Genomic DNA, 24,578 nt, shown 5'->3' with positions numbered 1-24,578 from the left:
TTTTAAATATTTGTCAAGAAGCATCATTATATTTATTTATAGTTTAGTTTATTAAGCTGTGTTTATAGCCGTAAAAGAAATAAATTAAAATTCCGATAATACTCCATACTACGAATCTGATCCAGGTATCAAGAGGGAGTCCAAGCATTATAAATAAAAGAAAAATTAGATTTATAGGTAAAAATAAAGTAGGGAAGGGCACTTTGAAAGCAGGATTGTATTCTTTATGTCTCCTTAGTAATATTACGGCTACTCCTATTATAAAATAGGCAAAAAGAGTTCCTATATTTATTAATTCTGCAAGGATTTTTAAAGGTAAAAAGCCAGCAAATAAAGACAAAAAACATGCTCCAAAAAGAGAAGCTTTGTAAGGAGTAAAATATTTGTAATGAATTTCAGAAAAAGCTTTAAATATAAGTCCGTCTCTTGCAAGGGCATATAAAACTCTCGTAAAACCTATAGCCATAACAAGCATAACAGAGGTAATAGTTATCACTGCTCCAAGGGATATAAAATCAGCAACCCATTTTTCATTTACCTTATACATAGCATAGGCAAGAGCATCTGGTTTGCCTTCGTATTCCCAATAAGGAAGCATTCCAACCAAGGTAAAAGAAACTGTAATATAAAGAAAAGTAATAATTATCAAAGACAAAATAAGACCTCTGGGAAGAGTTTTTTTAACTTCTTTGGTTTCTTCAGCAAGGGTTGCAAGAGCATCAAATCCAAGATAGGCAAAAACAATAAGTGATGCTCCACTCCAGACACCTCTCCATCCATAGGGCATAAAATCCTTAAAATTTTCCCACTTTATGTATTTAATTCCAAAAATTATAAATACTGAAAGAACAATAAGTTTTAAGGTTACTACAAGATTGTTTACTAAAGCGCTTTTTCTTATTCCTATGGTTACAAGAAGAAAGATTAAAATAACTGCTATGAAAGCAAAAAGGTCTATAAAGGTGCCCTGTTGGAAATTTATAGGACCTGAGAGGGCTTTAGGTAAAACAAAATTGAAATTGTTTTTCAAGAAGGCTCTTAGATAACCAGACCAGCCAGTTGCAACAGCAGCAGTTGCTACCCCATATTCAAGAAGTATGTTCCATCCTACTAACCAGGCAAAGAACTCTCCAAGTACAAAATAGGTATAGTTGTAAGCACCGCCAGCAAGTGGGAATGCAGAGCACAGTTCAGCGTAAACGAGTGCTGTAATTCCTATTCCAATACCAGCCAGTATAAAAGAAAGAACAATAGCAGGACCTGCATACGAAGCAGCTGCTTGTCCTGTTATAACAAAAATTCCTGCTCCAACTACTGCTCCTATCCCTATAAAAACTATATCCCATAACTTAAGCTCTCTTTTTAATTGTGAAGTCGTTTTTTCAGCAAGATCAAAAGGTTTTTTTCTAAAAAGATCCATAATTAAACCAAATTATACTAAAAAATTTCTTTGAGTCCAGTAGTTATATATTCAATGGCTATACTTGCAAGTATTAAGCCAAGAATTCTAACTATAGCTTTCGTTCCAAGTTCCCCTAAAAGTTTGGAAATTTTAGAAGATTTGCTAAAAATAACAAAAGTTACTAATAAAACTAAAAAAATTATTCCAGATAAAGCCAATTTTGTAGAAATTCCGCAAGTTTCACTAAAAATAATAGTAGTTGTTATTGCTCCAGGACCAGCAAGATAAGGAATTCCAAGAGGAACAATGGATATATCCTCTTTTTCTTTAACCTTTAAAGTTTCCTTTTCTGTTGTTTTAACTTGAGTGGTTTTACCAAAAAGCATTTCTATTGCTATAAGAAAAAGAAGTATCCCCCCAGCTATTTTAAAAGAAGAAACTGAAATTTGAAAAAAGGAAAGTAAATATTCTCCTATCCATAAAAAAATTAAAAGAGTTAAAAAAGCTGTAAAGGAAGCTCTTAAAGCAATTTTTTTCTTTTCCTCCTCTGAACATCCAGCAGTAATACTTAAAAAGAAAGGCACCCCTCCTATAGGATCAATAATGGTAAAAAGGGTTAAAAAACTTTTTATTAAGAAGCCTGTTTCCATATGTTTTTTTCCCTTAGATAAAAATAAAGTCCTGGTAAAGAGGATATTAAAATTAAAGAATAACCCAAAAGTCCTAAAGAAATTCCATATTCTAAAGAATAATGTAAAAGAGAAAGAAAGTAGCTTAAAGTTCCTTCCCTTACTCCTAATCCAGAAATACTTATAGGTAGTGCTGCAAGAAAACTGACTACTGGAATAATTACAAAAAGATAAACAAATTTTAAATTTAGATGCAAAGCTTTACTTAAAAAAATAAACTGTAAAACAAAAAGGTTCTGAATTATGAAGCCAAGAAATAGAGGTTTAATATTATAAGGGAAAAGAAGAGGCTTTAGGTATTCGGGAGAATAAAATTTAAGAATTATTATATTGGTAAAAACTGCTGTAAATATTACTATGTAAACAAGAGATATAAGAAAGGTATAAAATTTATAAGGTAAGAATTTTCCAAAGGAAGGGAGGGTCCAAATGAGAATTAAAAAGATACCAGATAATCCAAACAATCTATCATAAAAAACGCTAAGGCTTGCCTTTTTCCAGTTAAGACCTGCTTTTGTTAGAAAGAAAGTTCTCAAAAGGTCACCTCCCACAATCCCAGGAAAGACAGTATTTAAGGAAAATCCCATTAAATAGCTTTTTAAATAAAAGAAATACTTTGTTTTAAAACCCCAAGTTTCGCATATACTTTTCCAACGAAAAGGTATCAATATTTGAAAAGTATTAAAACTTAATAGAGCCAAAAGATAGTAAGGAATAGAAACATTTTTAAAAATATCTTTCAATTTTTCAAAATCGCTTTTTTTGAATAAGATATAAAGTATAGAAAAAGTTATAAAAATTCTTAAAAAGAAAAAAAGATAAGATTTAAACTTTTTCATCTCAGTCTCTAAATACCTTGAAGTATTTAATGTAGGTTGAGGAGGGATTAAGAAGGGGGTTTTCTATAATAGCTACCAGTTTGCCTCTGGTAGTAACGATTCTTATCCACTTTTCCGTAGGTGAAATTACAAGTTTTTGAAATTTTATAAAAGACAGAAAGGAAGAAGTATAAATCTGTTTTCCCTCCCGTATTTTTTGGGAAAGGTCTTCGCTGACAATAATTTTTGGCAGAAATTCAAGGGCTTCATCAGGAGTAATAATGTAAGGCATTAATTTTTCAAGTCCCTGAGAAGAAAGTTCTTTTAATTTTTCCAAGGTTAAAGCCTTTTCAAGAGTAAACACACTTTTTTTAAGTCTTCTTAAATTCGTAAGTGTTGCTCCACAACTTAGCTTTTCTCCAATTTCGTGAATTAAAGACCTTACATAAGTGCCTTTAGAGCAATGAAGATAAAAACGGACTTCAGAATTATTCTTTTCAAGGATTTTAAACTCGTGAATTTTAACTTTTCTTGGCTTTTTGGAGATAATTATTCCATTTCTGGCATATTTATAAAGAGGTTTTCCTTTATATTTGGCAGCAGAAAAAGGAGGAGGAGTCTGTTCAATCTCACCTAAAAAAGTATCAGCTACTTTTTGGATATCTTCTACACTGATTCCAGGAACCTCTTTTTTAGCTACGATTTCCCCTGTTATATCATAAGTTTCAGTAGTTATACCAAGCTTAAATTCACCCTCGTAAATCTTATCTCCCTCAAGAAAGATTTCTGCAAGTTTGGTGGTATTATTTAAAAAAATAGGTAAAACTCCTGTTGCAATAGGATCAAGGGTTCCTCCGTGTACAGCCTTTTTTACCTTTAAAATTTTTCTGACCCTTTCTAAAGTTTCTGTAGAAGTAAGTCCTTTAGGCTTGTCTATTACTAAAATACCATTCAATAAAGTTTTAGCCTCCATAATACTTCCCTAAGGTTTCTTTAAAAGAATTTAAAAATTCATAAAAATTGGTAACCTTAATTTTAAATCCGCAGGCATATTTATGTCCGCCACCCCCGAAACTTTTAGCAAGCTCATACACTTCTATAGGTGCTCTGCTTCTAAGACTTACACTTACTGTATTTTTTTCAATCTCTTTTATTAGAGCTGAAATTTTAACCCCCTTTATACTCCTTAAAAAATTTGCAAAGTCACTCAATTTTTGGGAGCCAAATTTTTGAATGTCTTGATAAGTTAAGTAGGAAACTGCTATAATACCATCTTGAAAGAATTCAAGCCTCTCTAAAATCAATTTTAACACCTCAATATCTTTTAAAGAAAGATTTTCAAAAAGATAAGAAGCTATTATGTGAGGTTTTGCTCCAAGTTTACATAATTCACTTGCCACTGCAAAGGTATTTTCATTTACATTTTCGTATTTAAAACAACCTGTGTCAAAGTAAAGACCAGAAAGCAAATTTTGAGCTAATTCTGGAGAAAAATCAAATCCTCCTTTTTTAAGAATCTCATAAACTAAATAAGTAGTTGAGGGAGCTGAAGTATCAATAATGCAAAGCTCATTTTCAGAAAATAGATAGTTTTTTTTATCAAGTTGATGATGATCTATAATAATAAAAAATTTAGAGGATGAGACTTTTTCGTAAATCCTTTCAGGAAGTCTTTCAGGGGTATTAGTATCTAAAACAATGGTTGCAAAATCTTTAAGGTTTAAGTTAAAATTATCAACTAAAATAAGCTCCTCTGAAGGAGATAAAATTTCTATATCATCTGGGATATCTTCTATTAAAGGGAAGGAACTTTTGTTAAGAGACTTTAAAACTAAGTGCAAGCTTAGCATGGAAGAGATTCCGTCTATATCAGGATTTAAATGGGTAACCAGTATAAAGTTTTGAAAAAGGTTAATTATCTGAAAAAAATCTTTTATTAATTGATCCATTTTCATTTTGTTTTTTTAGAAATTTTTTCAAACAATTCATTAAGTCTTTTTTCTTTTTCAGCTCTATCATCTTGGCGAAATTCTATATCCGGCATATATTTCAGGGTAATTTTTTCTCCCAAGAGTTTTTTAATATATCCTTTAGCTTTGGTTAGTGCTTTTTCTACTTTATTTGTATCACCTTCGTATACTGTAAAATAAACAACCGCTTTTTTCAAATCTTCTCCGATTTTAACCTCGGTAATAGTAATAAGTTGCTTAAGTGCTGGATCATTTAGGTCATGCATAATTATTTCTGAAATAACTTCCTGTAATAAGCTGGCTACTTTTTTTGATCTGTGAGAGATTGGATTATGAGACATTGGATTAATAAGAGATAAAGTCTATTTCAGCTTTAATAATTTCAAACCTTCCATCGTTTTGCATAAAATTTAAAATTGAAGTAATTTTACGATCTACAAATTTTTGGTCCTTTCCTATCACACTTATGCCAATGGTTGTTTTTTGCCATAAGTCGTGACCGTCAACCTCAGCTATGGATACTTTTTTGAACTCAGACTCTAATTTATGAAGAAGCGCCCTCAGTATTTGTCTTTTTGATTTTAAAGAATTAGGCTGAGGAAAAAAGATTTCTATTTTAGCTATTCCTACAACCATTTTAAAATTTTATAGTTCTGGAGTAACTTCTTTTATCTCAAAAGCCTCTATTATATCTCCTTCTTTTATGTCTTGAAAATTTTCTATTCTCAATCCACATTCGTATCCTGCTGCGACTTCTCTCACATCTTCTTTAAATCGTTTCAAGGAAGCTATATTTCCTGTAAAAATTATTACTCCATCTCTAATTACTCTGATCTTGTTATTTCTGTGAATAACTCCTTCTTTAACATAGCAACCTGCCACAATACCAATTTTTGGGATCTTAAAGGTTGCTCTGACTTCGGCAATACCTGTAATGTGTTCTTCAATTTTGGGTTCAAGAAGACCAGCCATAGCCTTTTTGATGTCATCAAGAAGTTGGTAAATTACATCGTAAAATTTGATCTCCACTCTTTCGTTTTTAGCAATATTTTTAGCATTTGGTGTAGGTTTTACATTAAATCCTACCACTATGGCATTTGAAGCTGAAGCAAGCATAACATCACTTTCTGTAATTGCACCAATTCCTGCACGAATGATGTTAACTTTTATTTTATCTGTTGAAAGTTTTGATAGAGAAGTTTTTAAAGCTTCTAAAGTTCCTTGGGTATCAGCTTTTAAAACAATATTGAGCTCTTTAATTTCACCCTCTTTAAGCTTTTCAAATAGTTTTTCTAAAGAGATTTTAGCTTCTTTTGCAACTTCAGCTTCTCGTGCCTTTCTTTGACGATATTCTGCAATTTTTCTCGCCTTTTCTTCTTCATCAACTACAATAAAATCATCTCCTGCTTGAGGAACTTCTTCGAACCCTATTATTTCAACAGGAATAGATGGTGTAGCCTCTTTTACCCTATTTCCATAGCTATCAAACATAGCTCTTACCCTTCCATAGGTAAGACCAGCTACAAAGACATCACCTTCTTTTAAGGTTCCTTCCTGAACAATAACTGTAGCAACCGGTCCTCTACCTTTGTCAAGTTTACTTTCTATAATTCTTCCTCTTGCAGGTCTATTGTAAGCTGCCTTTAATTCAAGCATTTCTGCTTGAAGAAGAACAAGTTCTAATAAATCTTCTATTCCTATTCTTTTTTTAGCAGAAATATTTGCTACTAAGGTATCTCCTCCCCACTCTTCAGGAACGAGACCGAGTTCAGCAAGCTGAGATTTTACTTTTTCTGGATTCGCATCGGGTTTGTCAATTTTATTAATGGCAACCACAATAGGAACTTTAGCAGCTCTTGCATGTTCAATGGCTTCTTTTGTCTGCTCCATTACCCCATCATCGGCTGCTACAACAAGAATAACTATGTCTGTAACCTGAGCACCTCTTGCTCTCATAGATGTAAAGGCTTCATGTCCAGGAGTATCAATAAAGGTTATAATTCTTCCATCTTCTAATTTTACTGTATAAGCACCAATGTGCTGAGTAATTCCTCCTGCCTCTTTGCTTGCCACATCGGTTTTTCTTATGGCATCAAGAAGGGTTGTTTTTCCGTGATCCACATGTCCCATTACTGTAACAACAGGCGGTCTCGGTTTAAGCTCTTCTGGAGAAGGAGGAGTATACTGCAAAAGAATTTCTTCTTCTATAGGAGCTTTTTCTACTTGATAACCAAATTCATCAGCTAAAATTGCTGCAGTATCAGCATCTATCGATTGATTTGCCGTTATAGGCATACCCATTTGTAAAGATTTTTTGATAAGCTCACTTACTTTTACTCCCATAGCCTTTGCAAGGTCAGATACCTGTATAGTTTCGTAAACTTTAATTTTTCTTTCCTTAGGAGGAAGGGTAGGAGGTCTTTCCGGAACCCTTTCTATCTTTTCTTTTAGTTTTTTAGGTTTTTCTTCTTCAATTTCTTCTTTTTCTTCGAAAAGAGCAGCAGGTTCTTCTAAGAAAAGTTCTTCTAATTCCTCTATTTCTCTCCTTGATTTTTTAAATGCACCTGGTTTTTTCTTTCCTTTTTTTCTTTCTCTTAGTTCAAATTCTTTTTCCTTTTTCTTCTTTTTCAGTTCTTCTCTTTCTGGTTTAGTTACTTCTTCGGGAATTTCTTCAGGTACAGGAATGAAAGGCGCTTCTCTTTTTGGTTTAAAGGGTCTTTCTTTTCTCGGTTTAAAATCAGTAACCACTCTCTTTTCAAGAGTTTCGGGAGTAACTTTTTGTTCTTTCTCTGGTTCTGTAAATGGCTTTTCTACTTTGAGCTCCTCTTCAAACTTTACACTTTCTTTTTCAGGAATTTCTTCTTCTAAGGGGACTGAAACTTCGACAGATTCAGGTTTAGGCTCTTGTTGTTCTTCTTTTTTCTTTTTTATAACTAATTTTTTCTTTTTTGGTTTTTCTAAACCTTCAGATTCTAAAATTTCTGAGATGATACTTTCTGAAAGCTCTACCTTATGTTCTTCTATTTCTTCCCTTTTTATAATGATAAAACTTGATTTACTGCCAAAAAGTTCTCTTATCTTTTGAGCTTCTTCTTCACTTACAGAAGAAGCTATCGTTTTTACAGCAAATCCCCTTTCTTGAAGACTTTTTAAAAATTCTTTTGGATCCAAATTTAATTCTTTTGCCAGTTCTCCTACTTTTATTTTTCCCATCAGACACCTAAATTAAAAAAATTTTTTTTAAAATTTAAAAGTTTGAATAAGTTTAATCTTAAAGCAAGAAAATTCAAGAGCTTCTTTTATTTTAAAAAATTTAGATTAAATTTTATTTAAATGAGAAAAGTTATCATCATTCCTGCAAGATACGGTTCTACAAGATTTCCTGGAAAACCTTTGGCTTTGCTCTGGGATAAGACTTTAATACAACATGTTTATGAAAGAGCCATGGCTTCAGACATTTTAGAAGTATATGTGGCAACTGATGATGAAAAAATTCTTAGGGAAGTTGAAAACTTTGGTGGGAGGGCTATTTTGACTGCTAAAGAACATACCTGCGGAACAGAAAGGGTTGCAGAAGCAGCAAACATTTTAGGACTTGATGACGAAGATTTAGTAATCAATTTACAAGGTGATCAGCCTTTATTTCCCTCTGAATATATTTCGTTACTTATAAAACCTTTGCTCTTTTCTTCAAATATTCACATAAGCACCCTTGCAACACCTATAATAAATTTAAGGGATCTTGAAAACCCTAACAAAGTTAAGGTAGTTCTTGATAAAGAGGGTAGAGCACTCTATTTTTCAAGGTCTCCAATACCTTACTTTATGCCTCCTGGGAAGGAACCTCTTTATTTAAAACACATAGGCGTGTATGCATATACTAAAGGATTTTTAGATAAGTTTATAAAGCTTCCTCCTGGAGATTTAGAACAATCAGAAAGACTTGAGCAGTTAAGGGCGTTAGAATATGGCTATAAAATAGCTGTAACAGTTGTTCCAAAAGATGTCCCAGAGGTTGATACTCCAGAAGATTTGGAATACATAAAAAATTTAAAGAAGGAGAAAGTAAAATGAAAAGAGAACCGGCAGTAGCAGGATACTTTTATAGTAATAATCCAAAAGAATTAAGGTTCCATCTGTCAACCCTTATTAAATTTAGAGAAAATAAAATTAAAGCAAAGGGTGCAATTGTTCCTCATGCTGGGTATATGTATTCTGGATGGGTAGCAGGAAAAGTTTACGGAAGTATAGTTCCACCTGATGTAGCCATAATATTAGGACCTAATCATACAGGACTTGGAGAAAGAGTTTCTATTTTTCTGGGAGAATCTTTTATTACACCACTTGGTGAGGTCTTTATTGATAAAGAAATAGCAGAGGATTTAGCTAAAAGAGTTTCTTTTTTAAAAAAAGATGTAATGGCTCATCTTCATGAGCATTCTATAGAAGTTCAGGTTCCCTTTTTACAATACATAAATCCTAAAATAAAAATAGTTCCTATCTGCCTTAGAAAGATGAATTTTGAGGAGATTATAGAATTGGGAAAAGAAATTGCAGAAACTGTTAAAAAGCACTCTGATAAATATATAGTAATAATTGGAAGCAGTGATTTTAGTCACTATGTGCCTCATGAAGTGGCTAAAGAAAAAGATATGTTAGCTATAAAGGAAATTCTTAAGCTTTCAGAGAAGAGTTTCTTAGAGGTTGTTTTTAAAGAAAGAATAAGTGTTTGTGGATACAATCCAATAGCGGTTACTGTAAATGCTTGTAAAAACTTAGGAGCTGAGAAGGCTGAACTTATAGATTATATGACTTCTGGGGATGTAATAAAGGATTATTCTTCTGTTGTTGGTTATGGAGGAATAGTAATATACTAAAAGGGGGTTAGGTAAAATATGGTTGTAACCAGATTCCCTCCAAGTCCTACTGGACATTTACATCTTGGAGGAGCAAGAACTGCTCTGTTTAATTGGCTATTTGCAAGACATAACAAAGGAAAATTTGTGCTTCGTTTTGAAGATACAGATAGAGAAAGGTCTAAACAGGAATATGTGGATTCTATTTTAAAGGCTCTTAAATGGCTTGGACTTGATTGGGATGAGGGACCTTATTTTCAAAGTGAAAGATTAGAGATTTATCAAAGTTATGCTCAAAAACTTTTTGAAGAAGGAAAAGCATACTATTGTGAGTGTTCAAAAGAGCTTTTAGAAATAAAGAAAAAAGAAAGAATGGAAAAGGGGCTTAAACCAAAATATGATGGAACTTGCAGAGAAAAAAACTTAGGACCAGGAGAGGGTAGGGCTCTAAGGTTAAAAATACCAGAAATAGTTGAAGTTGCTTTTGAGGACTTACTTAGAGGAAAAATCATCTTTCCAGCAGAGGAGTTAGATGATTTCATTATTATGCGTTCTGATGGTACTCCCACTTATCATTTTGCTGTGGTGATAGATGATATAACTATGGGAATAACTCATGTAATAAGGGGAGACGATCATATTTCTAACACTCCCAAACAACTTCTTATTTATCAGGCTCTTGGGGTTGAGCCACCAAAATTTGCGCACATTCCCATGGTTCTTGGACCTGATGGGGCAAGACTTTCAAAAAGACATGGTGCTAAATCTATTTTAGAGTATAAAGAAGCTGGATTTTTGCCAAATGCACTTATTAACTATCTTGCCCGTCTGGGCTGGGGATACGGAGATCAGGAATATTTTACTATTGAAGAATTAATTGAAAAATTTGACCTTAAAAGTGTTAATTTATCTCCAGCCCGTTTTGATCAGGATAAACTTCTTGCTATAAATGCTTACTGGATAAAAAATAGCGATAATAGGTATATTTTGGAGCATCTGAAATATTTTCTAAAAGAGTATGATTTAAGCAAGTTTTCAGAGGATTATCTCTTTTCTGCTATAGAGACTGTAAAGACAAGAAGTAAAACCTTAATTGAGATGGCTGAAATGATAAAGTTCTACTTAGTTGAGGAAATTAGTTACGATTTAGATGGAGCAAAAAAGTTTTTAGTTCCTGAGATAAAGCCTCTGCTTCAGAGATTTCTTGAAGATTTTAGAGATTTACCTTTAGATGAAAAAAAACTGGAAGAATACTTAAAAAATCTTGCTGAAAAATCAGGTGTTAAGCTTAAAAATATTGCCCAAGCTATAAGGATTGCTTTAACTGGTAAAACTGTAAGTCCAGGTCTTTTTGAAATAATAAAAGTTTTGGGAAAAGAAAGGGTAGAAAAAAGATTGAGGAAGGCTTTAGATTTTATAAAGGCATAGAGAGTGGCTGAGCTTGTAAATTCTTAAAAAGAGTTTATAATATGTTTTTGAAATAAATTTAAACGGGGCGTAGCGCAGCCTGGGAGCGCACCTGCCTTGGGAGCAGGGGGTCGGCAGTTCAAATCTGCCCGCCCCGATTTGTAAAGGGTTTTAAGCTTAAAGACCTGAAATGCTCTTGTATAGAGATTTTATACCTCTATTTTTCCTGTTTCTTTAGACTTATAACAAAGCTCATCTGCTAACTTTAAAATTTTATCAATTTCCATAGTTCCATCAATTTCCACCACTCCTATACTCACATTTGGTTTGATTTTTTCGGAATTTACCTTGATTTCCTCAGCAGAAAGATTTTCAATAATTCTTTGAGCTATTTTTATTCCTGCAGTTTTATCGCAGTGATTTAAAATTACCGCAAACTCATCTCCACCCCACCTGGCTGCTACATCTTCATCTCTAATAGATTTTTTTATACTTCTTGCAATACTTTTCAAAACCTCATCCCCTACCAAATGTCCATACTTATCGTTTATCTTTTTCAAATCATTGCAGTCTATAAAGAGAAATACAAATTTTTCTCCCCTTTTTGAGGATGCTATAACTCTATTTAAAGTATCTTCCAAATATCTGCGATTGTAAAGATTGGTAAGAAAATCTTGGGTAGCTAATTTAAAAAGCTCTTCTTCTCTTGCCTTTATGGTTGTGATATCCTGCCCAATCAAAAGAAAAAGAACTTCGGAAATCGGTATTATTTGAAAGAAAAACCAGTAGTTTTTTATTTTTAATTCCTTTTTGAAGCTTCTTAAATATTTTCCTTCTTCAAAAAGACTCTCAACTAAGGATTTTAGTTCTTCTGAATTGAAGTATTTTGAAGTATTGGCATTTTGAAAAAGTATATTTTTATCCTTGTCAAAAAGCACAATTATATTTTCAGTTTTTTCCGCAATAGATCTATAAATTTCTTCCCTTATTGAAATGTCTTCAAGAAATTTATTTATAGCAAGTCCCAAGTCTACATATTCCTTAATCTTATATTCTAAAGAAAGTTTTGTGATTTCTTTATCCTTTATCTGATTGATTTCCTTTAAAAGCTTAAAAAATGGTTTCAATACATATTGATTTAACAATAACGAAACCATAATACCAAATATTATTAGTAAAATTATTTGAACAGAAACTGCATAAGAAGCTTGGGAATTTATTAGGGTCGTTTTTATAGGATAAGTTATTCTAATCTTTATTTTATCATTAGCTAAAAAGGGAGATTTTTCTAAAACAATTTCTTTAAGATCAGCCTTTAAAAATCTAACTTCTTTAAAGGGTTCATCTGATCTTAGAATTTCAAAATCCTTTATTTTAAATAAATTTATAATGATATTTTTGTCTTCATCGTTTAAAAATCTTCCCATAAAAAGATATCCCCTTTTAGGACCTTTATAATCAGATCTTAATACAGGATAGACTGCAAGAAAAAAGGGTTTATTCATAAAAAACAAAAAGCATTTTGTTCCTTGTAAAGTATTTAAAGAAGTTTTTTCAATTAAACTTTTTACGAGATTTAAAAGTTCAGTGCTAATGAAAATCTTTTGAGTTTTTCTATCGTAAAGCCCACCTGCCTTAACATTTCCATCTAAATAAGTATAAAGAAGAAGATCTATTTTGAGATTTTTAAAGGTTTCAGAAGTGATATTCTTTTTTACGAAATTTGGGCTTTTATTTTGCATAAAAAGGTAGGCATCATCCCATGCTGCCCAGTCTTTAGTGAGATTATATAAATTGGTTAATTCCCTTTCAAAGTAAAGTTCAACTTTTTCTGCATGTGCTTTGGCTTCTTCTTTTTCTAAAGAAAGAAAAGTTTCTTTTGAAAAATTAGAAATAAAAAAATAAGAAACAGATAGAAAAAGAAAAATTGTTATAAAAAGCAAAAAGAAAACCCTTTTTAAACTCATAGCTTGGAATTTTATTTTAATATAAATTTTAATATAATTTTTAGATTTTATTTTAAAAAATTCAAAAAGCAATTTTTTTCTTGACAACTAAAAGTTTTTAATTATTAAAATTAAAAGCAAAATGAGTAAAATTTCTGTTAAATTTGTCTTTTGTAGTTTAAAAGAAGAACATCTTAAAGAATTAAAGAAACATATTGGAGAGGTCTATTTTTCTGAACCGGAGATTTCCTATCTTCATTTGGACATTTCTAAGGCTTATGATTTTAGAAGAAATCAGTATTTGGCAGAACTTATAATAAAAGAAGCAGAAAGCTTTAAGAAAAATCCTAAAGAGAAATGGTTGCTTGTAGTTGATGTTGATCTTTATGCTCCTGGACTCAATTTTATTTTTGGTCAGGCTGATCCAAGATCGGGAATTGGAATAATTTCTTTATCAAGGCTTAAGCCTGAATTTTACAGACAAAAACCTGATAATAAAGTCTTTTTAGAAAGGGTTTTAAAAGAAGCTACACACGAGTTGGGGCATCTTTTTTATCTTCCCCATTGTGAAAACCTTAAGTGTGTGATGGCTTTTTCTAATTCTATTTTAGATGTTGATAAAAAGGAAAAACATTTGTGTATGAGTTGTAAAAAAATACTAAAAATGTATTTAGGATTAAAAACCTAATAATTTGAAGATTTAAAAATTATAAGAATAACGGATAAATTAGAAAAAATAAAAGAAAATTGCCAAAAAATCAATTTTATTTGTAAAAAAAAGAAAAATTTTAAATTTATTATTCTTGACAAAAAATTAAGTTTTTATAAGATTTTACTTAATCTGCTAAAAGATAAGAATATTGTATTTCTATTTTGAGGAGGAAGGATGAAAAGGAAGAATAAATTTTTTTATATTTTAGGAGTTTTAATATTTGTATTTATTTTTGCAGGAATATATATTTTTTCAGGGAATCCCATCTTTGCGAAAAGTGAAAATAACTGTCTTAAGTGTCATTCAGTAAAGAGATTACCAAAGATTCTTGAAAATGGAGAAAAGATGGAGCTTTATATAGATAAGGAGGCATTTTTGAAATCTGTTCATGGAAGCATTAGTTGCACCGATTGTCATACAGATATAGATACTGCAAAGCATCCAAGACCAATTAAGATAAAAAGCAGATTGGCTTTTACTAAAGAAGTTTCGCAGAATTGTGCTAATTGTCATCCTCAAGATTCTCTTTCACCTATTCATAAAGGGATACTTAAAGAAGGAAAAGTTACTTGTGCTGAATGTCATGGTTCTCATTATATAAAATCTATAGCTGAGCTTAAAAAAGAAAGTGAAAAATGTTTAGATTGTCACAATACTGAAGGAATGACAAAGGTATTAGAAAATAAAGAAGTATTAGATCTTTATGTCAACAAAGAAAAATTTTTAAAATCTGTTCATGGAAAATTAGGTTGTCTATTCTGTCACAACGATATTAACCCCTTAACTCATCCTGAAGATGTTAAGAAAATAGAGAGTAAAAAAATTTATAGTAATAAAATGTATAAAAACTGTTTAAATTGTCATCCTTTGAATTCGCTCTCTCCTATCCATAAAGGTTTTCTCAAAGAAGATAGAATGGTTTGTTTTGGTTGTCACGGAAATCACTATGTAAAATCAAAGACTCAGTGGGCAGAAGAAACTGATAAGTGTTTAAAATGTCATTCAGTAAAAAGATTACCTAAAGTTCTTCCCAACGGAGAAAAGATGGAACTTTATGTTGATAAAGAAGCTTTTAAAAAGACTGTTCATGCAAAGGTGGGTTGTTGGGCTTGTCATCAGGGTATTGACCTTTCAAACCATCCTCGTCCAATTTCTATAGCGAGTAAAAGGGCTTATACTGAAAAAGTTGTAGCTGGCTGTTTTAGATGTCATCCAAGAGATGTAATTTCTAAGCATCCTGGTCATGCTAAAATAATAAATAGGAAAGACCTTTTATGTATTGAGTGTCACGGATATCACAAAAATCAGTCAATTAAAGAATGGAAAAAGAAGGTCAGTATTAATGAATATTGTATGAGCTGTCATAAATTTGATGTGGTAAAAATTCTTCCAAGCAAAGAAAAATTGAGTGTAAAAGTTGATCCCTCTCAAATTAAACAATCTGTCCATTCTGGCTTAAGTTGTACTGATTGTCATACAGATTTTTCAAAAGAAAAACACCCTGCCTATTCTTTCAAAAATAAGAAAGAATATACCATAAATCTTTCCCGCAATTGTAAAGTTTGTCATACTGATAAAGAACTTCAGAAAAATCCAGCTCATTACGCTATTTCAAAAACTGCAACCTGTGTAGAATGTCACGGAGCTCATAATGTAAAACCAGCTAAAATACCCTCTACGGCTTCGGAAAGAGAATACTGCATGACTTGTCATTCTAAAGCCTTAACTAAAATGATGGAAAATAAAGAAGTTATATCTATTAAGGTTGATGACAAACAAATTTTACAGTCTGCTCACGGAAAACTTAAGTGTTCCGATTGTCATAAAGGGTTCTCTTTAAAGACACATCCTGTAAGAAGTTTTAAATCTGTAGCTGAATATAGAAGTAAAGCACAAGATATGTGTAATAGTTGTCATGCAAAGGAGGTGAGTGAATATAACCTTAGTATTCATGCTGCAGTTGCTAAAAAAGGACATTCCAAAGCACCGGATTGTTTATCTTGTCATGGATATCACAATGTAAGAAAAATTACTACCGATAATGCGGCAAGATATCAGCTTTGTGTAAGTTGTCATGAAAAAGAAGCTGTAAGTTTTCAAGAAAGTATACACTATAAAGCTTTTAAAGAGGGTAAAAAGGATGCACCTATTTGTTCAAGCTGTCACGGAGCTCATAAGGTATTACCTACCAATCTTGCTAACTTAAATAATTCTTGTATTACCTGTCATAAAGATGTGAAGATTTCTCATAATAAATGGTTATACAATCCACCGTTTAAGTTAAAGAGTTTTGTTGATGTTCATTTTGCTGGAAGTTCCTGTGCTGTATGTCATGTGTCAGGAGAAAAGGCTGTTATTTTAACGCTCTTTACTTCTGAAAATAAGCCCTTAACTGTTGAAGAACTGGCAAAAATTACAAATTGGGAGAAAGAAGAAGTAAAGAAAAAAATTGATTTAAACAATGATAATTTAATTCAGAAAGAAGAACTTTGGAAATTTGTAGGACTTCTCAAAGAAAGGGTTAAAGTAAAATTTAAAGGAAGGTTAGATATAGTTAATGCAAATGATGCTCACAAAGTTCTTTCTAAGGAAGGTGCTATAAAGGACTGTGCAATTTGTCATAGTCCTACAGCTCAATTTGTAGGAAAGTTAGAAATTAATAAAGAAGAAGGAAAGGCAGAGAAGATTGCCTTAGAAAGAAGTGCGGTAAATTCAGTTTATGCTATACCTAATATTAAAGATTTTTATGTGCTTGGTTTAACCAAAATAAACATTCTGGACGCCTTGTTTGTTATTGCCTTGGTTGCTGGAATTGCTGTTGTTGCAGTTCATGTCTTTTTAAGAATTATAACTATACCAGTTAGAAGAAAAAGAAAGGAGGGGCACTAATGAAAAGAATATATCTTCATCCCATCCCTGTAAGAATTTGGCATTGGGTAAATGCCATCAGTTTTATAATACTTATTATTACAGGTTTACAGATAAGATTGGGGGATAAGTTAAGTTTAATGTCCTTTCAGACAGCAGTAAAGATACATAGCTGGCTTGGTTTCGTTTTGATTGCCAATTACTTAATCTGGTTTATCTATTATTTTGCTACTTTAAAGTTTTTTAAAATCTATTTACCACCTTTCTGGAGACCTATTGAGCTTATCAAAAGAGCTTTAAGGCAAGCTAAATACTATGGATACGGAATAATGGTAGGTGATAAAAATCCACATCATCCAACTCCTGATAATAAATTTAATCCTCTACAACAGATGGCATACTTCTTTATTATGGTAGTTTGTATTCCTCTTCAACTACTTACTGGGCTTGTTTTATGGGATCCTGTTAAATTTAAATTTTTAGGAGATATTTTAGGTGGAATACAGGTTGTTTCTTTAATTCATGTAGCATTGTGGGTGTTTTTTTCAGCCTTTATAATTGTTCATTTTTATTTGGCAAGCTTAGGGCATACATTCTGGGCTCACTTTATTGCTATGATTACAGGATATGAGGAAGAACCGGAAGAACATTAAAAATTAAAATTAAAATAAAGGGGGTGATTTTATGAGACTTAAAAAAGTTTTAATTGGGCTTTTAAGTGGAGCGTTTTTACTTGGAGGAACTTATATTTTAGCTCAACAGATTCCTGAAGAGGCTGTTATTACCGTTCCTGGTGGAAAGATGGCACCTGTTAAATTTTCTCATGCTAAACATTCTAAGGAGTATCAAGTAGACTGTAAGATGTGCCATCATAAAGAGAAAGACCCTACTAAAGGTGTAGAAAAGTGCACAGCTTGTCACGGATTGGAGGGTGGAACTGAGAAAGCTCCCAATGCACCTAAAGCAATGTTAGCTTACCATAAAAACTGTATTGGTTGTCATAAGAACGTAAATGCCGAACAAGGTAAGGCAGCACCAACTAAATGCAACGAATGTCATAAAAAGGAATCCTAACTTTTAGGAATTCAAAACGAAAATTAGGAGGGAGAAAGAACTTTCTCCCTCCTAATTTTAGTATTCTTCCTCTGTTTCTTCTGGAGTTTCCTCTTCTTCGTATAAATATTCTTCTTCTGACTCAAATTTTGATTCCTCAGTTAAGGGAAAAGAATAGGGAACTCTGATAATTTCTCTAAGTTGATCAAGTTCCAGAGGTAAATCTTCGTCTTTTTGGCATATCTCACAATTCTTGATATGTTTGTTTATTAGCTCCATCATTTTAATAGGAGAAAGGGTGAAATTCCTAACCTCTTGATACCAATCTCTAATTAAATTTTTTAATCTTTTACATTGCATTTCTATTTCCTCATTAATGATATTTTCGTAAAATTTTAAAAAAGTTTAGTTATTAAAAGAAAAAATTCAAGTTTAAAATTTACAAACTTGTGATATTTTATTAGATCTTAAAAGAAATGCAATAATGTAAAAAGGGGAATTAAAGTGGAAAAAATAAGGATTTTAAGTGGGATGAGACCTACCGGTCCTTTACATTTGGGACATCTCCACGGTGTTTTAAAGACATGGTTAGAGTTACAGGAAAAATATGAGTGCTTTTATTTTATTGCAGACTGGCATGCTTTAACTACTGAATATGAAAATCCTGAAAATATTTCTGAGTTTTCTAAAGAGCTATTTTTAGAATGGCTATCAGTAGGGCTTTCTCCTGAAAAAAGCACCATTTTTATTCAATCAGCCATAAAAGAGCATGCAGAGCTTCATCTGATCTTTAGTATGTTTGTTCCTGTTCCATGGCTTGAAAGAAATCCATCTTATAAAGAAATGCTGCAAAATTTACAAAATAAGGATCTTAATACTTATGGATTTCTGGGATATCCTGTGCTTCAGGCTGCAGATATTCTTATTTACAAGGCTAAAAAGGTTCCTGTAGGACTTGATCAGGTTCCGCACTTAGAATTAACAAGAGAAATTGTAAGAAGATTTAATTATCTTTATAAAGTGGATTATTTTCCTGAGCCTGAACCTATACTTTCTGAAGTTCCTAAAATTCCTGGTATAGATGGAAGAAAAATGAGCAAAAGCTACGATAATGCCATATTTTTAAATGATTCACCAGAGATTGTGAGAAAAAAGGTGATGAGCTATATTACAGATACCCAAAGGATTAAAAAGAGTGATCCAGGAGATCCTGAAAATCGTTGTGTGGTATTTAATTTAATAAGACTTTATTTTAGCGATGAAGAAAGAGAAGAAATAGTTAGAGATTGTAAGGCTGCAATTTTGGGATGTGTTGAATGTAAAAGAAAATTGGCAGATAAGATAATATTTGAGCTTGAAAAAATATGGAATAAAAGGAAAGAGGTGGAAAAAGAAGATTGGAGAGAGATGTTATATAAAGGTATTGAGATTGCAAAAGAAATCGCCCATCAAACCATGGAAGAAGTAAATATTATTGTTTTTAGAAAAAAAATTATTTAATCTCACCTATCAGTTTTAAAAATTCTTCTTCATTTATTATTTTTACACCCAATTGTAAAGCTTTTGAGTATTTAGATCCTGGATTTTCTCCTACCACCACATAATCAGTATTTTTAGATACTGAATCTGAAACTTTACCACCAAGTTCTAAGACCTTATGTTTAGCTTCATCTCTTGTCATAGACTTTAAAGTTCCTGTAAATACAAAGGTAAGTCCTTCGAGGATTTTTGGTTTTTCTTCTTTTTCTTCTTCAACAAAGGTAATTCCTGCATCAAGCATTCTCTGAATCATTTTGCGATTTTCTTCATTTTTGAAAAATTCAACGATAGATTTAGCTACTTCATATCCCACTCCCGGAATACTTAATAAATCAGACATAGAGGCATTCATGAGTTTGTCAAGACTTTTAAATTTTTCTGCAAGAAGTTGAGCCATTGCCTCACCTACATGTCTAATTCCAAGAGCATAAATAAACCTTGCAAGGGTTGTTTTTTTACTTTTTTGTATAGCTTCATAAAGATTTTTAGCTTTTTTATAAGCAAAACCAGGAAGTTTCATAAAATCTTCCCATTTTAAATAGTAAAGATCAGCTACATTTTGAACCAATCCTTTATCTACCAAATCTCTTGCAACTTTTTCTCCCAGACCATCAATATTCATAGCATTTCTACTTGCAAAGTGAAGAAGCTTTCTTACTGCCTGAGCATAACATCCTTTATTAGGACATCTCCATATAGCTTCTCCAGGTTTTTTAATAAGTTTTGTTCCACAAATGGGACAATGGGTAGGAAATACAATTTCCCTTTCTTGACCAGTTCTGCGCTCCTTTATAGGCATTACTATTTCTGGTATAACTTCTCCTGCTCTTTGCACAAGCACCCAATCCCCAATTCGTATGTCTAAATTTTTAATAAAGTCTTCATTGTGAAGAGTTGCTCTTTCAACAATTACTCCACCTACTTGAACAGGTTTTAATATGGCAACAGGTGTTACAGCGCCAGTTCTTCCTACCTGAAAAACTACATCTAAAAGTTGTGTAGTAGCTTGAGTGGGTTGGAATTTATAAGCAAGGGCATATCTTGGTGAGCGAGCTTTTGTTCCTAATTTTTCCCACAGAGAAAGATCATTAACCTTTATAACAACTCCATCTATTTCATAAGGAAGACCGTCTCTTATTTTTTCAATATAATGATGATATTCAATAGCCTCTTTTATGTTTTTTACCAATTTTGCATGAGGATTTACTTTTAATCCCCATTTTGGAAGAGTTTGTAGTATTTCCCATTGGGTTTTAAAAGTATATCCTTCAACTTTTCCTATTCCATAACAAAATATATCAAGTTTTCTTTTGGCTGTAATTGAAGGATCAAGCTGTCTTACTGAACCTGCTGCAGCATTACGGGGGTTTGCAAAAGGAAGCTCTCCTTTTCTAATTCTTTCTTCGTTCAATCTTTTGAATTCTTCTTTAGTCATATAAACTTCTCCTCTTACATCAATTCGTGCAGGAATATCTGGAGCATCTTCTGTAAATTTTCTAAGTCTTAAAGGAATGGCATGAATGGTTTTAATGTTATTGGTTATATCTTCTCCTACATATCCATCTCCTCTTGTTGCGCCAACAACCAAAATACCATTTTCATAAACCAATTCCACAGCCAGACCATCTATTTTGGGTTCAACTGTGTATTCAATAGGTTCTTCTTCAGGCATTCCCAAGAATCTTTTAATTCTTTTATCAAATTCTATAACCTCTTCTTCACTCATAGCATCATCTAAAGATAACATCGGTTCAGCATGAGGGACTTCCCTAAAACCTTCTGCAGGTTTAAATCCAACTCTTTGTGTAGGAGAATCAGGTGTGATTAATTCAGGATACATCTCTTCTAATTTTTTTAATTCCCTCATTAGGGCATCATACTCTGCATCTGAAATGACGGGAGAATCAAGAACATAGTACCTATAATTATGGTATTCAATTTCTTCTCTAAGTTTTTTAACTCTTTCTATTATTTCTTGCGGTATTTCTCTTTTCTCCTTTACCTCTTCAGGCATTTTTTACCCCCTAAAAGTTTTTTAAATTTTACTTTAAAAAATACAAACTTTCAAAAAAATTTCCAGTTTCGAAAATATTTTCTCTTGTCAAATTTGTTAAAAAGTCTATAATATCAAAAATTTTTTTAAGGGTTAAAATCATGAGAAAATTTTGGGATTTTTTAAGTTCAGCAAGACTTGCTATCACCTTATTTTTAATATTAGCTATTATTTCTATTTTTGGAACAGTCATTCCACAGGGGGAACCTGCCCAATTTTATCTTACGAAATATGGCTCATCTTTGGGAAAATTGATTCTTTTTTTTAAACTTGATGATGCTTATCATTCCTGGTGGTATGTAGGAACTCTCTTTCTGTTTTTAACTAATTTGATTGCCTGTTCTATTAAAAGATTCCCTGTAAGTTTAAAGCTTTACAAAAAGGATCCCAGTGACGTCAATTTAGATAATTTGCCTAATAAATATGAATTATCACTAAAAGGAGATCTCTCTAAAATAGCAGATTTTATTTCTAATAAGTTAAAGTTTAAAAAGGCTGAAAAGGATTTTAATGGATGGATACTTTTTTATAGAGACCTTAATAAATGGGCACATTTTTCTGTTTATGTAGTGCACCTTTCTATAATAATAGTTATCATCGGAGCACTTATAGGAGCTATTTGGGGATTTAGAGGTGATATGTCCATAGTTGAAGGTCAGAGCTCTAATACAGTTTTACCCTTCAGAGACAAAAAACCTATATTTTTGGATTTTTTTGTAAAACTTAATAAATTTATTGTAGAATATTACCCTGATGGAACTCCAAAAGAATTTATTTCAAATGTTACTATAATAGATAAAAATAATACTTTTAATGCCACCATAAAGGTAAATTCTCCTCTTAAATATAAAGGATTTTCCTTTTATCAGGCAAGTTATGATACCATTCCTGAATTTAAAATAAAGGTTAAATACAAAGGAAGAGAAAGTTTTTATACTTTGACTTCTTTTTCTCCGGTTGATATTGATAATAGGTTTACTATTGCTCTTAATGAATTTGGTGAGGTTCATGGTTTAATTTATGCCAGGATTTTACTTTTTGATTCAGAAACAGGTGAACAAATACCTGGTATAATAATAAAAGGAATACCTCATTTTAGAGTTCCTTTAGGCAATGATAAGTTAGAAGTATTTTTAGAAGATATAGAAAAAGTTACCTATGTATCTGGGCTTCAGGTTAAAAAGGACCCAGGGATTAAAATAGTTTATGCAGGATTTATTTTAATAATTCTTGGACTCCTTGGGGTTTACTTTTTTGAACCAAAAACATTTTGGGTATTCGTTAATCCTTTAGAAAAAAATAAAATAGTATTAAAAATAGGAGGCTATGCTAAAAGAGAGAGAGATACTTTGAAATTCAAAATTGAAGAGATAGCAAAAAAGATTAACAATACTGCAGAAACTTAAAATCTTGACAAACTTTCAAAAAAATTTATATTTGAAAGAAGTTTTTATCAATATCTGGAGGTAGGAATGGCAAGGCATAAGAAAAGGGAAAGAGAAAGAGAGATTGAGAGAAGAAGGAGAAGAAGAGCGAAACTTGCTAAGCTCCGTGCTAAAGGTCTTTTTCCAAGACCAGAAGGATACGACCCAAGAGTATATTCTTATGTAGCCTATGCTGTAGCAAAAGGCATTATGAGTTTAGAAGAAGCTCTGGCAAGATTAGAAAAAGCAAAAATTTCTTAACCTTAGTTTCTAAAAGTTCTATTGAAAGTTCATTTTTTGATATTTAACTTCTTTTATGCCTCCTGTTCTTAAAGTAGAAAATTTGGTCAAAAAATATAATCAAAAATTAGTTTTAAATAATATTTCTTTTGAACTTTATCCTTCAGAAATTTTAGGCGTGATAGGTCCAAATGGAGCAGGAAAAAGCACATTGCTTTATGTTCTTTTAGGCGTAGTTTCTCCAACTTCAGGAAAGATATTTTATTTTGGAAAAGATTTTTTTAAAAATAGAAGCGAGATTCTTTATAAGGTAGGTTTTGCTTCTCAATATATAAGTTTACCTTACTCTCTTACTGTAGAGGAAAACCTAAAAGTTTTTGGTTATCTCTATGAAGTTTCTGAAATTAACAAAAAAATAAACAAACTTCTTGAGCTTTTTAAACTTTTAGATAAGAAAAAAACACTTACCAGAGCTCTTTCTTCAGGAGAAATGATGAGACTTAATCTGGTAAGAGCTTTTTTAAATGATCCAGCTATTTTACTTTTAGATGAGCCAACAGCAGGATTAGATCCAGAGTATATAAAATATGTGGGAGGGCTTTTTAAGAAGTTTTCTCAAGAAAAAGGTCTATCCATTATTCTTACTTCTCATCAGTTAGGGGAACTTGAAAAAATAATTAATAAGGCACTTTTAATAAAAAATGGAGAAACCCTTGCTTACGGCAATCTTACAGAACTTTTTGGGAAATTTAAAGTTTTTTCTTTAGAAGAACTTTATTTTAAGTTATTTACTTAAGAAAAGATATGTTAAGAGCAAAAAGAGTTTTGGGAATAGTTTTAAGGCATTTTTATTTGTTAAAACATAGTATTAGTAGATGGATTGACCTACTTTATTGGCCTACAATTGATTTACTTTTGTGGGGATTTATAACTCTTTATTTACAAAGGGGGTCTTCTCAAGAGGGTAAATGGATATTTCAATTTTTAGGAGCTCTTATATTCTGGAATATTTTAATTCGTGCTCAACAGGGTCTGGCAGTAGGATTTTTAGAGGATATATGGGCAAGAAACCTTCTTCATATATTTGTTTCACCTTTAACGATTTTTGAATACCTTGTTGGGCTTTTTATATATAGCCTTTTTAAAGCTTTAATAGCTTCTTTATTAATGGCTATTCTTGCCTTTTTTGCTTTTGATTTCCAGATCTGGATACAGGGAGCGGATGTATTTTTACTTACTTGTTGCTTGATAATTTTTGCTTGGAGTATAGGACTTTTAACCATGGCTTTTGTCTTATTTTTTGGACAGGAGGCAGAAATTTTGGCTTGGGCTTTGTCACTTTTGTTTTTACCTTTTTCAGCGGTTTTTTATCCTGTAGAGGTTCTACCTAAGAGTTTTCAAATCATTGCTAAATTTATTCCCACTTCTTACATTTTTGAAACCTTTAGAAAAATTCTTTTAGAGGGCTATACCCCTTATAAATTTATTGTAAATGCCTACATCCTTGTGTTTATCTATTTTCTTTTCAGTGCAGGGGTATTCGTATTAGCTTTTAATTTTGCTAAAAAAACAGGGAAACTTACTAAAATAGGGGAATAGAT

23 protein-coding genes and 1 tRNA gene are annotated in these 24,578 nt (G+C 31.8%); 13 read left to right on the top strand and 11 right to left on the bottom strand.

All coding sequences use genetic code 11. The annotated features are described in order from the left end of the window. Nucleotides 1-43: 43 nt before the first annotated feature. From ACLGLP_RS07230 to infB, 8 genes are read right to left on the bottom strand one after another with little or no spacing between them, the layout of a single operon-like run. Complete coding sequence (locus ACLGLP_RS07230; protein WP_492112608.1) at nucleotides 44-1,420, bottom strand: amino acid permease; 1,377 nt, start codon at nucleotides 1,418-1,420, stop codon at nucleotides 44-46. A 17-nt stretch (nucleotides 1,421-1,437) separates the two neighbouring features. Further along, nucleotides 1,438-2,052 (bottom strand): MarC family protein, encoded by a 615-nt coding sequence (locus ACLGLP_RS07225; protein ID WP_492112607.1) that lies wholly within the window; start codon nucleotides 2,050-2,052, stop codon nucleotides 1,438-1,440. After that, nucleotides 2,034-2,930: a lysylphosphatidylglycerol synthase transmembrane domain-containing protein gene (locus ACLGLP_RS07220; RefSeq protein ID WP_492112606.1), complete on the bottom strand. Its 897-nt coding sequence runs from the start codon at nucleotides 2,928-2,930 to the stop codon at nucleotides 2,034-2,036. The genes ACLGLP_RS07225 and ACLGLP_RS07220 overlap by 19 nt, the downstream gene beginning before the upstream one ends. A 1-nt stretch (nucleotide 2,931) precedes the next feature. After that, nucleotides 2,932-3,882, bottom strand: coding sequence for a tRNA pseudouridine(55) synthase TruB (truB, locus tag ACLGLP_RS07215; RefSeq protein ID WP_492112605.1), 951 nt, complete (start codon nucleotides 3,880-3,882; stop codon nucleotides 2,932-2,934). Beyond that, nucleotides 3,872-4,858: a DHH family phosphoesterase gene (locus tag ACLGLP_RS07210; protein WP_492112604.1), complete on the bottom strand. Its 987-nt coding sequence runs from the start codon at nucleotides 4,856-4,858 to the stop codon at nucleotides 3,872-3,874. Before ACLGLP_RS07210 ends, truB begins: the two co-directional genes overlap by 11 nt. A 2-nt stretch (nucleotides 4,859-4,860) precedes the next feature. Then, nucleotides 4,861-5,220 (bottom strand): 30S ribosome-binding factor RbfA, encoded by a 360-nt coding sequence (gene rbfA / locus ACLGLP_RS07205; RefSeq protein ID WP_492112603.1) that lies wholly within the window; start codon nucleotides 5,218-5,220, stop codon nucleotides 4,861-4,863. Between the two features lie 4 nt (nucleotides 5,221-5,224). Then, complete coding sequence (locus ACLGLP_RS07200) at nucleotides 5,225-5,515, bottom strand: DUF503 domain-containing protein (RefSeq protein WP_492112602.1); 291 nt, start codon at nucleotides 5,513-5,515, stop codon at nucleotides 5,225-5,227. 9 nt (nucleotides 5,516-5,524) lie between these two features. Then, on the bottom strand, nucleotides 5,525-8,092 hold the full coding sequence (gene infB / locus ACLGLP_RS07195) for a translation initiation factor IF-2 (RefSeq protein WP_492112601.1): 2,568 nt from the start codon (nucleotides 8,090-8,092) through the stop codon (nucleotides 5,525-5,527). A 120-nt stretch (nucleotides 8,093-8,212) separates the two neighbouring features. Between infB and kdsB the strand changes: the two genes are divergently transcribed. From kdsB to ACLGLP_RS07175, 4 genes are all read left to right on the top strand, one after another. Next, nucleotides 8,213-8,953 (top strand): 3-deoxy-manno-octulosonate cytidylyltransferase, encoded by a 741-nt coding sequence (gene kdsB, locus ACLGLP_RS07190; protein WP_492112600.1) that lies wholly within the window; start codon nucleotides 8,213-8,215, stop codon nucleotides 8,951-8,953. Further along, complete coding sequence (gene amrB, locus ACLGLP_RS07185; protein WP_492112599.1) at nucleotides 8,950-9,756, top strand: AmmeMemoRadiSam system protein B; 807 nt, start codon at nucleotides 8,950-8,952, stop codon at nucleotides 9,754-9,756. The genes kdsB and amrB overlap by 4 nt, the downstream gene beginning before the upstream one ends. 18 nt (nucleotides 9,757-9,774) lie before the next feature. Beyond that, entirely contained in the window at nucleotides 9,775-11,163 is a 1,389-nt protein-coding gene (gene gltX, locus ACLGLP_RS07180; RefSeq protein WP_492112598.1) for a glutamate--tRNA ligase, read from the top strand. A 63-nt stretch (nucleotides 11,164-11,226) separates the two neighbouring features. After that, nucleotides 11,227-11,300: transfer RNA gene (locus ACLGLP_RS07175), tRNA-Pro, on the top strand. Nucleotides 11,301-11,351: 51 nt separating this feature from the next. Here the strand turns inward: ACLGLP_RS07175 and ACLGLP_RS07170 are convergent. Next, nucleotides 11,352-13,085 (bottom strand): sensor domain-containing diguanylate cyclase, encoded by a 1,734-nt coding sequence (locus ACLGLP_RS07170; protein ID WP_492112597.1) that lies wholly within the window; start codon nucleotides 13,083-13,085, stop codon nucleotides 11,352-11,354. 145 nt (nucleotides 13,086-13,230) lie between these two features. Between ACLGLP_RS07170 and ACLGLP_RS07165 the strand changes: the two genes are divergently transcribed. From ACLGLP_RS07165 to ACLGLP_RS07150, 4 genes are all read left to right on the top strand, one after another. Then, nucleotides 13,231-13,776, top strand: a complete 546-nt coding sequence (locus ACLGLP_RS07165; RefSeq protein WP_492112596.1) for an archaemetzincin family Zn-dependent metalloprotease — start codon at nucleotides 13,231-13,233, stop codon at nucleotides 13,774-13,776. A gap of 198 nt (nucleotides 13,777-13,974) precedes the next feature. Then, a complete protein-coding gene (locus ACLGLP_RS07160) occupies nucleotides 13,975-16,689 on the top strand; it encodes a cytochrome c family protein (RefSeq protein ID WP_492112595.1) in 2,715 nt (904 codons plus the stop codon). Then, nucleotides 16,689-17,321 (top strand): cytochrome b/b6 domain-containing protein, encoded by a 633-nt coding sequence (locus tag ACLGLP_RS07155; protein ID WP_492112594.1) that lies wholly within the window; start codon nucleotides 16,689-16,691, stop codon nucleotides 17,319-17,321. Before ACLGLP_RS07160 ends, ACLGLP_RS07155 begins: the two co-directional genes overlap by 1 nt. Nucleotides 17,322-17,352: 31 nt before the next feature. Continuing rightward, entirely contained in the window at nucleotides 17,353-17,742 is a 390-nt protein-coding gene (locus ACLGLP_RS07150) for a cytochrome c3 family protein (protein ID WP_492112593.1), read from the top strand. A gap of 57 nt (nucleotides 17,743-17,799) precedes the next feature. On the opposite strand, the gene ACLGLP_RS07145 is transcribed toward ACLGLP_RS07150, so the two are convergent. Continuing rightward, nucleotides 17,800-18,081, bottom strand: a complete 282-nt coding sequence (locus tag ACLGLP_RS07145; protein ID WP_492112592.1) for a hypothetical protein — start codon at nucleotides 18,079-18,081, stop codon at nucleotides 17,800-17,802. 144 nt (nucleotides 18,082-18,225) lie between these two features. Here ACLGLP_RS07145 and trpS point away from each other — a divergent pair, with 144 nt between their 5' ends. Next, nucleotides 18,226-19,221, top strand: a complete 996-nt coding sequence (gene trpS / locus ACLGLP_RS07140) for a tryptophan--tRNA ligase (RefSeq protein ID WP_492112591.1) — start codon at nucleotides 18,226-18,228, stop codon at nucleotides 19,219-19,221. On the opposite strand, the gene ligA is transcribed toward trpS, so the two are convergent. Further along, on the bottom strand, nucleotides 19,214-21,274 hold the full coding sequence (ligA, locus tag ACLGLP_RS07135) for an NAD-dependent DNA ligase LigA (RefSeq protein ID WP_492112590.1): 2,061 nt from the start codon (nucleotides 21,272-21,274) through the stop codon (nucleotides 19,214-19,216). The two genes, trpS and ligA, sit on opposite strands and share 8 nt — an antisense overlap. A 140-nt stretch (nucleotides 21,275-21,414) precedes the next feature. Between ligA and resB the strand changes: the two genes are divergently transcribed. From resB to ACLGLP_RS07115, 4 genes are all read left to right on the top strand, one after another. Continuing rightward, a complete protein-coding gene (resB, locus tag ACLGLP_RS07130) occupies nucleotides 21,415-22,719 on the top strand; it encodes a cytochrome c biogenesis protein ResB (RefSeq protein WP_492112589.1) in 1,305 nt (434 codons plus the stop codon). A 66-nt stretch (nucleotides 22,720-22,785) separates the two neighbouring features. After that, a complete protein-coding gene (locus tag ACLGLP_RS07125) occupies nucleotides 22,786-22,998 on the top strand; it encodes a hypothetical protein (RefSeq protein WP_013909920.1) in 213 nt (70 codons plus the stop codon). Between the two features lie 55 nt (nucleotides 22,999-23,053). After that, nucleotides 23,054-23,773, top strand: coding sequence for an ABC transporter ATP-binding protein (locus ACLGLP_RS07120; RefSeq protein ID WP_492112588.1), 720 nt, complete (start codon nucleotides 23,054-23,056; stop codon nucleotides 23,771-23,773). 8 nt (nucleotides 23,774-23,781) lie between these two features. Next, nucleotides 23,782-24,576 (top strand): ABC transporter permease, encoded by a 795-nt coding sequence (locus ACLGLP_RS07115; protein WP_492112587.1) that lies wholly within the window; start codon nucleotides 23,782-23,784, stop codon nucleotides 24,574-24,576. The last annotated feature ends 2 nt before the right edge of the window (nucleotides 24,577-24,578 follow it).

Source organism: Caldimicrobium sp. SLHALR3 (genome assembly GCF_058692735.1).
This window is presented reverse-complemented; position numbering and strand designations above follow the sequence as displayed.

What these genes read in the sequence shown, in the direction of transcription:
- ACLGLP_RS07150 (WP_492112593.1), top strand. Translation starts at nt 17,353, where the DNA reads ATGAGACTTAAAAAAGTTTTAATTGGGCTTTTAAGTGGAGCGTTTTTA.
- ACLGLP_RS07225 (WP_492112607.1), bottom strand. Translation starts at nt 2,052, where the DNA reads ATGGAAACAGGCTTCTTAATAAAAAGTTTTTTAACCCTTTTTACCATT.
- ACLGLP_RS07220 (WP_492112606.1), bottom strand. Translation starts at nt 2,930, where the DNA reads ATGAAAAAGTTTAAATCTTATCTTTTTTTCTTTTTAAGAATTTTTATA.
- ACLGLP_RS07115 (WP_492112587.1), top strand. Translation starts at nt 23,782, where the DNA reads ATGTTAAGAGCAAAAAGAGTTTTGGGAATAGTTTTAAGGCATTTTTAT.
- ACLGLP_RS07145 (WP_492112592.1), bottom strand. Translation starts at nt 18,081, where the DNA reads ATGCAATGTAAAAGATTAAAAAATTTAATTAGAGATTGGTATCAAGAG.
- resB (WP_492112589.1), top strand. Translation starts at nt 21,415, where the DNA reads ATGAGAAAATTTTGGGATTTTTTAAGTTCAGCAAGACTTGCTATCACC.
- ACLGLP_RS07230 (WP_492112608.1), bottom strand. Translation starts at nt 1,420, where the DNA reads ATGGATCTTTTTAGAAAAAAACCTTTTGATCTTGCTGAAAAAACGACT.
- amrB (WP_492112599.1), top strand. Translation starts at nt 8,950, where the DNA reads ATGAAAAGAGAACCGGCAGTAGCAGGATACTTTTATAGTAATAATCCA.
- ACLGLP_RS07125 (WP_013909920.1), top strand. Translation starts at nt 22,786, where the DNA reads ATGGCAAGGCATAAGAAAAGGGAAAGAGAAAGAGAGATTGAGAGAAGA.
- infB (WP_492112601.1), bottom strand. Translation starts at nt 8,092, where the DNA reads ATGGGAAAAATAAAAGTAGGAGAACTGGCAAAAGAATTAAATTTGGAT.
- gltX (WP_492112598.1), top strand. Translation starts at nt 9,775, where the DNA reads ATGGTTGTAACCAGATTCCCTCCAAGTCCTACTGGACATTTACATCTT.
- ACLGLP_RS07120 (WP_492112588.1), top strand. Translation starts at nt 23,054, where the DNA reads ATGCCTCCTGTTCTTAAAGTAGAAAATTTGGTCAAAAAATATAATCAA.
- kdsB (WP_492112600.1), top strand. Translation starts at nt 8,213, where the DNA reads ATGAGAAAAGTTATCATCATTCCTGCAAGATACGGTTCTACAAGATTT.
- rbfA (WP_492112603.1), bottom strand. Translation starts at nt 5,220, where the DNA reads ATGTCTCATAATCCAATCTCTCACAGATCAAAAAAAGTAGCCAGCTTA.
- ACLGLP_RS07160 (WP_492112595.1), top strand. Translation starts at nt 13,975, where the DNA reads ATGAAAAGGAAGAATAAATTTTTTTATATTTTAGGAGTTTTAATATTT.
- ACLGLP_RS07155 (WP_492112594.1), top strand. Translation starts at nt 16,689, where the DNA reads ATGAAAAGAATATATCTTCATCCCATCCCTGTAAGAATTTGGCATTGG.
- ACLGLP_RS07200 (WP_492112602.1), bottom strand. Translation starts at nt 5,515, where the DNA reads ATGGTTGTAGGAATAGCTAAAATAGAAATCTTTTTTCCTCAGCCTAAT.
- ACLGLP_RS07165 (WP_492112596.1), top strand. Translation starts at nt 13,231, where the DNA reads ATGAGTAAAATTTCTGTTAAATTTGTCTTTTGTAGTTTAAAAGAAGAA.
- truB (WP_492112605.1), bottom strand. Translation starts at nt 3,882, where the DNA reads ATGGAGGCTAAAACTTTATTGAATGGTATTTTAGTAATAGACAAGCCT.
- ACLGLP_RS07210 (WP_492112604.1), bottom strand. Translation starts at nt 4,858, where the DNA reads ATGGATCAATTAATAAAAGATTTTTTTCAGATAATTAACCTTTTTCAA.
- ligA (WP_492112590.1), bottom strand. Translation starts at nt 21,274, where the DNA reads ATGCCTGAAGAGGTAAAGGAGAAAAGAGAAATACCGCAAGAAATAATA.